The sequence below is a fragment of the Pseudorhodoplanes sp. genome (assembly GCF_046289595.1).
Taxonomy (GTDB): Bacteria; Pseudomonadota; Alphaproteobacteria; order Rhizobiales; family Xanthobacteraceae; genus Pseudorhodoplanes.
The window spans coordinates 95,699-103,060 of sequence record NZ_JBKBVB010000003.1; the positions used below are offsets into that span (position 1 = coordinate 95,699).

The 7,362-nt window shown below is 62.9% G+C and carries 7 protein-coding genes; 1 reads left to right on the plus strand and 6 read right to left on the minus strand.

Translation table 11 applies throughout. The annotated features are described in order from the left end of the window. Positions 1-4 precede the first annotated feature (4 nt). The 3 genes from serA to ACK41X_RS01795 form a co-directional block, all read right to left on the minus strand. Complete coding sequence (gene serA / locus ACK41X_RS01785) at positions 5-1,594, minus strand: phosphoglycerate dehydrogenase (RefSeq protein WP_409718549.1); 1,590 nt, start codon at positions 1,592-1,594, stop codon at positions 5-7. A 127-nt stretch (positions 1,595-1,721) separates the two neighbouring features. After that, entirely contained in the window at positions 1,722-2,894 is a 1,173-nt protein-coding gene (locus tag ACK41X_RS01790) for a phosphoserine transaminase (RefSeq protein WP_409718552.1), read from the minus strand. 192 nt (positions 2,895-3,086) lie between these two features. Then, a complete protein-coding gene (locus ACK41X_RS01795) occupies positions 3,087-3,800 on the minus strand; it encodes an outer membrane protein (protein WP_409718555.1) in 714 nt (237 codons plus the stop codon). Positions 3,801-3,944: 144 nt separating this feature from the next. On the opposite strand from ACK41X_RS01795, the gene ACK41X_RS01800 reads away from it, so the two are divergent. After that, positions 3,945-5,012, plus strand: coding sequence for an acyltransferase family protein (locus tag ACK41X_RS01800; RefSeq protein ID WP_409718558.1), 1,068 nt, complete (start codon positions 3,945-3,947; stop codon positions 5,010-5,012). A 74-nt stretch (positions 5,013-5,086) separates the two neighbouring features. Here ACK41X_RS01800 and ACK41X_RS01805 read toward each other — a convergent pair whose 3' ends face one another. The 3 genes from ACK41X_RS01805 to ACK41X_RS01815 all read right to left on the minus strand — a co-directional run bounded on the left by ACK41X_RS01805 (position 5,087) and on the right by ACK41X_RS01815 (position 7,093). Then, positions 5,087-5,890: an outer membrane protein gene (locus ACK41X_RS01805; RefSeq protein WP_409718561.1), complete on the minus strand. Its 804-nt coding sequence runs from the start codon at positions 5,888-5,890 to the stop codon at positions 5,087-5,089. Between the two features lie 337 nt (positions 5,891-6,227). Next, entirely contained in the window at positions 6,228-6,710 is a 483-nt protein-coding gene (gene bfr / locus ACK41X_RS01810; RefSeq protein ID WP_409718564.1) for a bacterioferritin, read from the minus strand. Between the two features lie 104 nt (positions 6,711-6,814). Beyond that, the gene (locus tag ACK41X_RS01815; protein ID WP_409718567.1) at positions 6,815-7,093 is read right to left on the minus strand and encodes a bacterioferritin-associated ferredoxin; all 279 of its coding nucleotides are present in this window, start codon (positions 7,091-7,093) and stop codon (positions 6,815-6,817) included. Positions 7,094-7,362: the final 269 nt, after the last annotated feature.

Genomic DNA, 7,362 nt, shown 5'->3' on the forward strand with positions numbered 1-7,362 from the left:
GGCTTCAGAACCGCAGCGGCTTGGCCGACTGCACCTGCGGCAGCGCCCGCACCGCCTCCAGCACATCTTGCGGCAATTCGCCGTCGATCTCGATCAGCGCCACCGCGTTGCCGCCCGGCTTGTCGCGGCCGACATGGAAGGTCGCGATATTGATCCCGGCTTCGCCGAGCGTGCCGGAGAAGCGGCCGATAAAGCCCGGCTTGTCGAGATTGGTGATGTAGATCATCGAGGGGCCGAATTCCGCGTCCATGCGGATGCCCTTGATGTTGACGATGCGCGGCCGGCCGTCGGCGAACACCGTGCCGGATACCGATCGGGTTTGCCGCTCGGTCGTCACCGTCACCGTGATCAGGCTCTCATAGTCGCACTCACCCTCGCGCGTGATCTCGTCGATGACCATGCCGCGCTCCTTCGCAACCACTGGCGCCGACACCACGTTGATGTCCTGCAGCATCGGACGAAGCAGGCCCGCGAGCGCCGCAGAGGTCAGCGCCTTGACTTTCATCTGCGCCACCGCGCCCTCATAGGTGATCGTGACCTTTTCGATGCCGGTCTCGGTGAGCTGGCCTGCGAACGATCCAAGCTTTTCCGCCAGCTCGATGAAGGGCCGCAGCCTTGGCGCCTCCTCCGCGGTGATCGAAGGGAAGTTCACCGCGTTCGAGATCGCACCGCGCAACAGGTATTCCGACATCTGGTCGGCGACCTGCAGCGCGACATTCTCCTGTGCCTCGGTGGTCGAGGCGCCGAGATGCGGGGTGCAGATCACGTTCGGATGGCCGAACAGCGGATTTTCGGTCGCGGGCTCGGTGGAGAATACATCGAAGGCAGCTCCCGCAACCTGGCCGGAATCGAGCGCCGCGCGCAGCGCCACTTCATCGACGAGGCCGCCGCGCGCGCAGTTGATGATGCGCACGCCTTTCTTCATCGCGGCGAGCGCCCTGGCGTCGATGATGTTCCTGGTCTTTTCGGTCAGCGGCGTATGCAGGGTGATGAAGTCGGCGCGCTTGAACAACTCGTCGAGATCGACCTTCTCGACGCCGAGATCGAGCGCGCGCTCCGGCGACAGGAACGGATCGTAGGCGATCACGCGCATGCGAAGCCCGAGCGCCCGGTCGATCACGATCGAGCCGATATTGCCCGCGCCGATCACGCCGAGCGTCTTGCCGGTGATCTCGACGCCCATAAAGCGGTTCTTTTCCCATTTGCCGGCCTGGGTCGAATGGTCGGCGGCGGGAATCTGCCGCGCCAGCGCCAGCATCAGGGTGATCGCGTGTTCGGCCGTCGTGATCGAATTGCCGAACGGCGTGTTCATCACGATGATGCCCTTGGCGGTCGCCGCCGGAATATCGACATTGTCGACGCCGATGCCGGCGCGGCCGATCACCTTCAGGTTCTTGGCATTCTGCAGGATTTTCGGCGTCACCTTGGTCGCGGAGCGGATCGCAAGGCCATCATAGCCGCCGATGATGGCGGCAAGCTTGTCCTTGTCCTTGCCGAGATCGGGCTGGAAATCGACGGTAACGCCGCGATCCTTGAAGATCTGCACGGCGGCCGGGGAGAGAGCGTCGGAGATGAGGACTTTGGGTGCGGTCATGGTTCGGTCTCGGTACTGGTCGTTCCGGCCGAGCGAAGCGAGGGCCGGAATCCATGGTCTCGGTGTTGATGCTTGAACTGATGCGCAACGGCGTATGGGTTCCCGCCTTCGCGGGGACGACCGGTCGCTAAGCCGCCTTTGGCAGCGTGTCCTTGGCCTTGGCATAGGCCCAGTCGAGCCACGGCAGCAGCGCCTCGACGTCGGAACGCTCGACGGTCGCGCCGCACCAGATGCGAAGACCGGGCAGCGCATCGCGGTGATTGGCGAAATCAAACGCGACGCCTTCCTTCTCGCACAACGCCACGAGGTTCTTCACGAAGGCCCATTGCGCATCGACCGACAGCGCGGTGATCGCCGGATCGACAATCTTGAGACACACCGAGGTGTTCGAGCGCGTCTTCGGATCCGTCGCGAGATTCTCGACCCATGCGGTTTTGGCCACCCAGTCGTGGATCGCCTTTGCATTGGCATCGGCGCGCGCGATCAGGCCTTTCAAACCGCCGGCCTGCTTTGCCCAGGCGAGCGTGTCGAGATAATCCTCGACGCACAGCATCGACGGCGTGTTGATGGTCTCGCCGACGAAGATGCCTTCGTTCAGCTTGCCGCCCTTGGTCATGCGGAAGATTTTCGGCAGCGGCCAGGCCGGCTTGTAGGTCTCCAGCCGCTCCACCGCGCGCGGCGACAGGATCAGCATGCCGTGCGCGGCCTCGCCGCCCAGCGCCTTCTGCCAGGAGAAGGTCACGACATCGAGTTTTGCAAAATCGAGCGGCTGCGCGAAGGCGGCCGACGTCGCGTCGCAGATCGTCAGGCCCTTGCGGTCGGCGCGGATCCAGTCCGCATCGGGCACGCGCACGCCGGAGGTGGTGCCGTTCCAGGTGAAGACGATGTCGGTATCGCTGTCGACCTTGGAGAGGTCGGGCAGTTCGCCATACGGCGCCTTGTAGGTCGTGACATCCTTCAGCTTGAGCTGCTTCTCGACATCGGTCACCCAGCCTTCGCCGAAGGATTCCCAGGCGAGCATGGTGACGGGGCGCGCACCCAGGAGCGACCACATCGCCATTTCGACAGCGCCGGTGTCGGAGGCGGGGACGATGCCGATCCGGTAATCGGCCGGCACTTCGAGGATTTCGCGGGTGAGATCGATGGCGCGCTTCAGCTTCGCCTTGCCCTCTTTCGAGCGGTGCGAGCGGCCAACGAGTGCGTCTTTGAGGGCTTGGAGGGTCCAGCCGGGGCGCTTGGCGCAGGGGCCGGAGGAAAAATGCGGATTGGCCGGCCGCATGCCGGGTGTCGTGGTCGTCATTGGTCTATCCTTCCAGATAGCACGCCCGCTCGTTGGGGAGGGGTGGCCCACGGACCGGGATAAGGACAGACGCCTGCGCCGTCAAGCGGCGCGCGTAAAAACGTTGCTGGACCGGCCTTTCATCGCAAAAACGGCCATGGCCGGGACAGGCCCGGCCATGACGATGGAGAGCGAACCTGCAATTAATCCGGATCAATCCAGATTGTAACGCAAACCGATGCGGAATTCGTTGGCGCTGATGTCGTCGAGCCTCAGCGCATTGCGCAGATGCGGATTGAAGCTCATTTCGCCGAGATTGAGCCTGCGATAGCTGAAGTCGACGCTCCAGCGCGGCGCGAAGCACCACGCAAGGCCCGCCATATAGGCCCAGGCGAAATCCGCCTTGCTGTGCGAGGAATTGTCGATCGGCCCGTTCGGCGCGGTGTAGCCATGGCTCCAGAAATTCACGAAGCCCACACCGGCGCCGACATAGGGCGTGATCCCCGACCAGGTGCCGAGATCGAGATACACATTCGCCAGACCGACCAGCGTATCGACCTTGGCATCGTAGACGCCCGACGGATTGGTCAGGGTATAGAAGCGCGTCTTGCCGGAATAGTCGAAGGTGACGTCGGCGCGGAACCAGTGCCACTTGTAGCCGCCGCCGCCGCCTGCGGTCACCACGTCTTTCAGCGATACGCCGACCGGCGTCGGAAAACCGGTATAGCTGACGTCGCCGATCTTGGTGTCGGTGCGCCAGCCCAGATCGCCGCGCAGATACCAGCCGGAGGTGAATTCGGTGACGGTGCCGGCGGGCTGATATTGCTGATAGAGGCCGGGCATGTCGGCGGCGTGAGCGATGGGCGAGCCGCAGGCCGCGGCGATGAACCCGGCACAGGTGAGGGCAAGCGATAGGGAACGACGCATCGGCACTGATCCTTCAGCCATTCGCCCATTGCGGGCGTCAACGCTTCGGAAACCATAAGCGCCGTTGGTTAAGGCATCGCTAACCATAACCGCCCGGACCGAAATTGACTCTATTTTGCGGAACAAGCTGCCGGACCGGGCCAGATGCCATACCTTGGCGCGCAGATGCAGAACAACGCCGCATACGCGATGACGCAAGCCGGCCGGCTTGCCTGGGTCGACACCGCCAAGGGCATTTCCATTGTGCTCGTGGTGATGATGCATTCGACGCTGTCGAGCGAAGCCGCGCTCGGCGCCATGGGCTGGCTGCATCCGGTCGTCGAATTCGCCAAGCCCTTCCGCATCCCGGCTTTCTTCCTGATCGCGGGCCTGTTCGCCGCGCGCAGCCTCGGCAAGGACTGGCGCAGCTTCTTCGATTCCAAGGTGCTGCATTTCGTCTATTTCTATCTGCTGTGGCTGACCATCCAGTTCGCCTTCCGCGCCCCGGTCTATGCGGTGCAGGACGGCCCGCTGGAGGCGATCAGGCTTTATCTCGCAGCCTTCGTCGATCCGTTCGGCACGCTGTGGTTCATCTATCTCCTGCCGGTATTTTTCCTCGCGGCGCGGCTGACGCGCGCACTGCCGCCCGTTGCGGTACTGATCGCGGCGGCGCTGCTTGAGAGCCTGCATCTTCAGACCGGCTGGACGCTGATCGACGAATTCGCCGCCCGCTTCGTCTATTTCTATGCCGGCATGCTGCTTGGCAGCGTCATCGTCGCACATGGGAAAGGGATCGCCGCGCGCCCCGCGATGACAGCGGCGGCGCTCGCGGTGTGGGCCCTGGTCACTGCGCTGTGCATTCACGCGGGCATCGCCGCCCTGCCCGGCATGTCGCTGGCGCTGGGTTTTGCCGGCGCGGCTGCGGTGATTGCGGCCGCGGTGCTGCTGGCGAATATCAAGGCCGCCGCGGTCCTGCAGTTTTGCGGGCGGCAGTCGCTTGCGATCTATCTCGCCTTCTTCCTGCCCATGGCGGCGACGCGGATCGCGCTGACCAGGAGCGGGATCGTCAGCGATCCCGGCACGGTCGCTGCGCTCGTCACCTGTGCTGCGGTGGCTGTGCCGCTGATCCTGCAGCGCCTTGTGCGCGGGACCGCGCTGTCCTTCCTGTTCGAACGGCCGGACCGCTTCCGCCTGGGCAGGCGCAACTCGCAACGTCTGCAGCCCGCCGAATAATTCGGTTCAACGCAAAAGAGGCGGAGCCTGCGCTCCGCCTCTCTCAAATCCATATCGCCGGAAACTCGGATAACTCAGCCCTTGGTCATCAGCGGCGGCGCATAAGCCGGCGCATAGACCGGCTGGACCGGCGACAGGTTCCAGCGCAGACCGAGCTTGAAGTCGTGCGAGGTGACGCCGTTCAGATAGATCGGATTGTAGGCGGCGTTCTGGCCGTTGAACCCGATCATGTCCGCGGTCGCGAAATCGCCGAGGTCGAGATAGCGATAGGCGAATTCGACGGTGAAGTTCGGCGTGACCTGATAGGCGAGACCGGCATGCACCGCCCAGGCAAATTCCCATTGCGAATGCGTGTCGGCATAGGCGGTCGCGCCGGTCTGGTTGTTGATGTCGCGCCAGTTGCTGATGGTGTTGCGCGAATAGCCGATGCCGGCGCCGACGAACGGGGTGAAGCCCCACCAGGTGCCGAGATCGACATAGGCATTGCCCATGAACAGCCACTCGCTTTTGGTGCCGAAATAGTCGTTCGACGCGACGGTGTAGGTGTCGAGACCGCGGAACGTGGCGCCGCCCCGGTATTCGCCGGTGACGTCGACGCGGAACCAGTTGTTGAACTGATAGCCGATGCCGAGACCGCCGAACGGCGCTGCGTCGACTTCCTTCTTCAGGACCGTCACCGCCGGCGTGAAGACCGGGCTGGTCAGTTCATCGACCTTCTGATTGGAGAAACCGATATCGCCGCGCAGGTACCAGCCGCCGGTCTGCAACACGACCGGGGCCTTGTAGACCGGCATCGGCATGTCGGCGGCGAAAGCCGGGGCGGTCATCGTCATCGCGGCGGCAGCGCCAGCGATCAAACTCGTCTTGATACATTTCATAGTCCGTCCTCACTCGGCGAATGGAGTGAGGGCACGGTCGCAGAAATTGCTTAAGCGGCGCTTAACCTTGATTTTTAACCGCGATTGTTAACGTTTGCGGGTGCCACGGCGCGTTTGTACCGCACCCGTTCACGTTTCTGTTTACGCCGCATCAAGGTTCCCCAACGCACCGTTAACAAACGAAAGCGCGGCGCCAGGCGCCGCGCAAAATTTTGCTGATTCGTTTTGCTGTCATCGCCGTCATGCCGTTTCAAGAAAGCGGCGCCAAAACGGAGATGGCCGGGACAAGCCCGGCCATGACGACGCGATCGAGACTCGCATGCAGGCTCAACGACGATCAATCGTCGTCGAGCTTGCCGATATGGTGCTGCGAATACAGCTCCAGGCCGACCTTCTTGATCAGATCGAGCTGGGTTTCGAGGAAGTCGATGTGGTGTTCCTCGTCCTTCATCAGCTGTTCGAACAGATCGCGCGACACATAGTCCTTGACCGAATGGCAATAGGTCGCGGCCTCCTGATAGAGATTGCGCGCATCATGCTCGGCGGCGAGATCGCAATCCATCACTTCCTTGACGGTCTGGCCGATGCGCAGCGGATCGAGCACCTGCATGTTCGGGAAGCCGTCGAGGAACAGGATGCGCTCGGCGAACTTGTCGGCGTGATGCATTTCCTCGATGGATTCGGCCTTCCACTTCTTGGCCAGATCCTTGAAGCCCCAATTGTCCAGAATCCGGTAGTGCAGCCAGTACTGATTGATCGCGGTCAGCTCGCTGCGCAGACCCTTGTTGAGATATTCGATGACCTTGGGGTCGCCCTTCATATTCAGTCACTCCATTAGTTTGGAGCAATTCTAAACAGTGAGGCAGAGCGATGCAAGGCGTGGCTGCTTGCGGCGCAGGGAACTCACAGCAACGGGCAAAGCGCTCAGGCGGCTTCGGCGGGAACCTGCGCAGGAGCGGCGGCCGAGACAGCGGATTCAAGCGTGTTCGCGGCGGCGGCGGCGGCCGGGCAGACCGGACAACCCGCGGCGCAATTGCCACCCAGCGCCTGGTCCATGATCGACTTGATGGTGCGCGCGCAGCGTCCGCATTGCGGACTGCAGCCGAGGCACCCATAGACCTCGCCCGTGGTCCGCGGCCGCTCGGTATGGCAGGCGGTGCGAATCGCGGTATCGGTCAGGACGTTGCAGGAACAGACGATCATGACACTTCAGGTGGGCCGGCACGGCCGATAGTTCAACTTGCAACAATCGTTAGCAGGGCGGCCCCCGCCGCCGCAAAGCGAAAATGCCGATTTTGTACGTAATCTAAACTGGCCGGACCGGGCCTCGTTGATCCCGGTCAACCGCCTGGGGTGCCACGGGAACAGCGCGTTTATTTGTGCGGGGGCGGCTAGGTTCTGTACCCATAAAGGGGATTCCCGAAGCGGGTGTAAAGTGATTCAACCTCCTGACGGAGGAGATCATGGCCCGT

Bases quoted from the DNA above. Each gene is read 5' to 3' on its own strand.
- serA (WP_409718549.1), bottom strand. From the start codon at position 1,594: ATGACCGCACCCAAAGTCCTCATCTCCGACGCTCTCTCCCCGGCCGCC.
- ACK41X_RS01790 (WP_409718552.1), bottom strand. From the start codon at position 2,894: ATGACGACCACGACACCCGGCATGCGGCCGGCCAATCCGCATTTTTCC.
- ACK41X_RS01795 (WP_409718555.1), bottom strand. From the start codon at position 3,800: ATGCGTCGTTCCCTATCGCTTGCCCTCACCTGTGCCGGGTTCATCGCC.
- ACK41X_RS01800 (WP_409718558.1), top strand. From the start codon at position 3,945: ATGCCATACCTTGGCGCGCAGATGCAGAACAACGCCGCATACGCGATG.
- ACK41X_RS01805 (WP_409718561.1), bottom strand. From the start codon at position 5,890: ATGAAATGTATCAAGACGAGTTTGATCGCTGGCGCTGCCGCCGCGATG.
- bfr (WP_409718564.1), bottom strand. From the start codon at position 6,710: ATGAAGGGCGACCCCAAGGTCATCGAATATCTCAACAAGGGTCTGCGC.
- ACK41X_RS01815 (WP_409718567.1), bottom strand. From the start codon at position 7,093: ATGATCGTCTGTTCCTGCAACGTCCTGACCGATACCGCGATTCGCACC.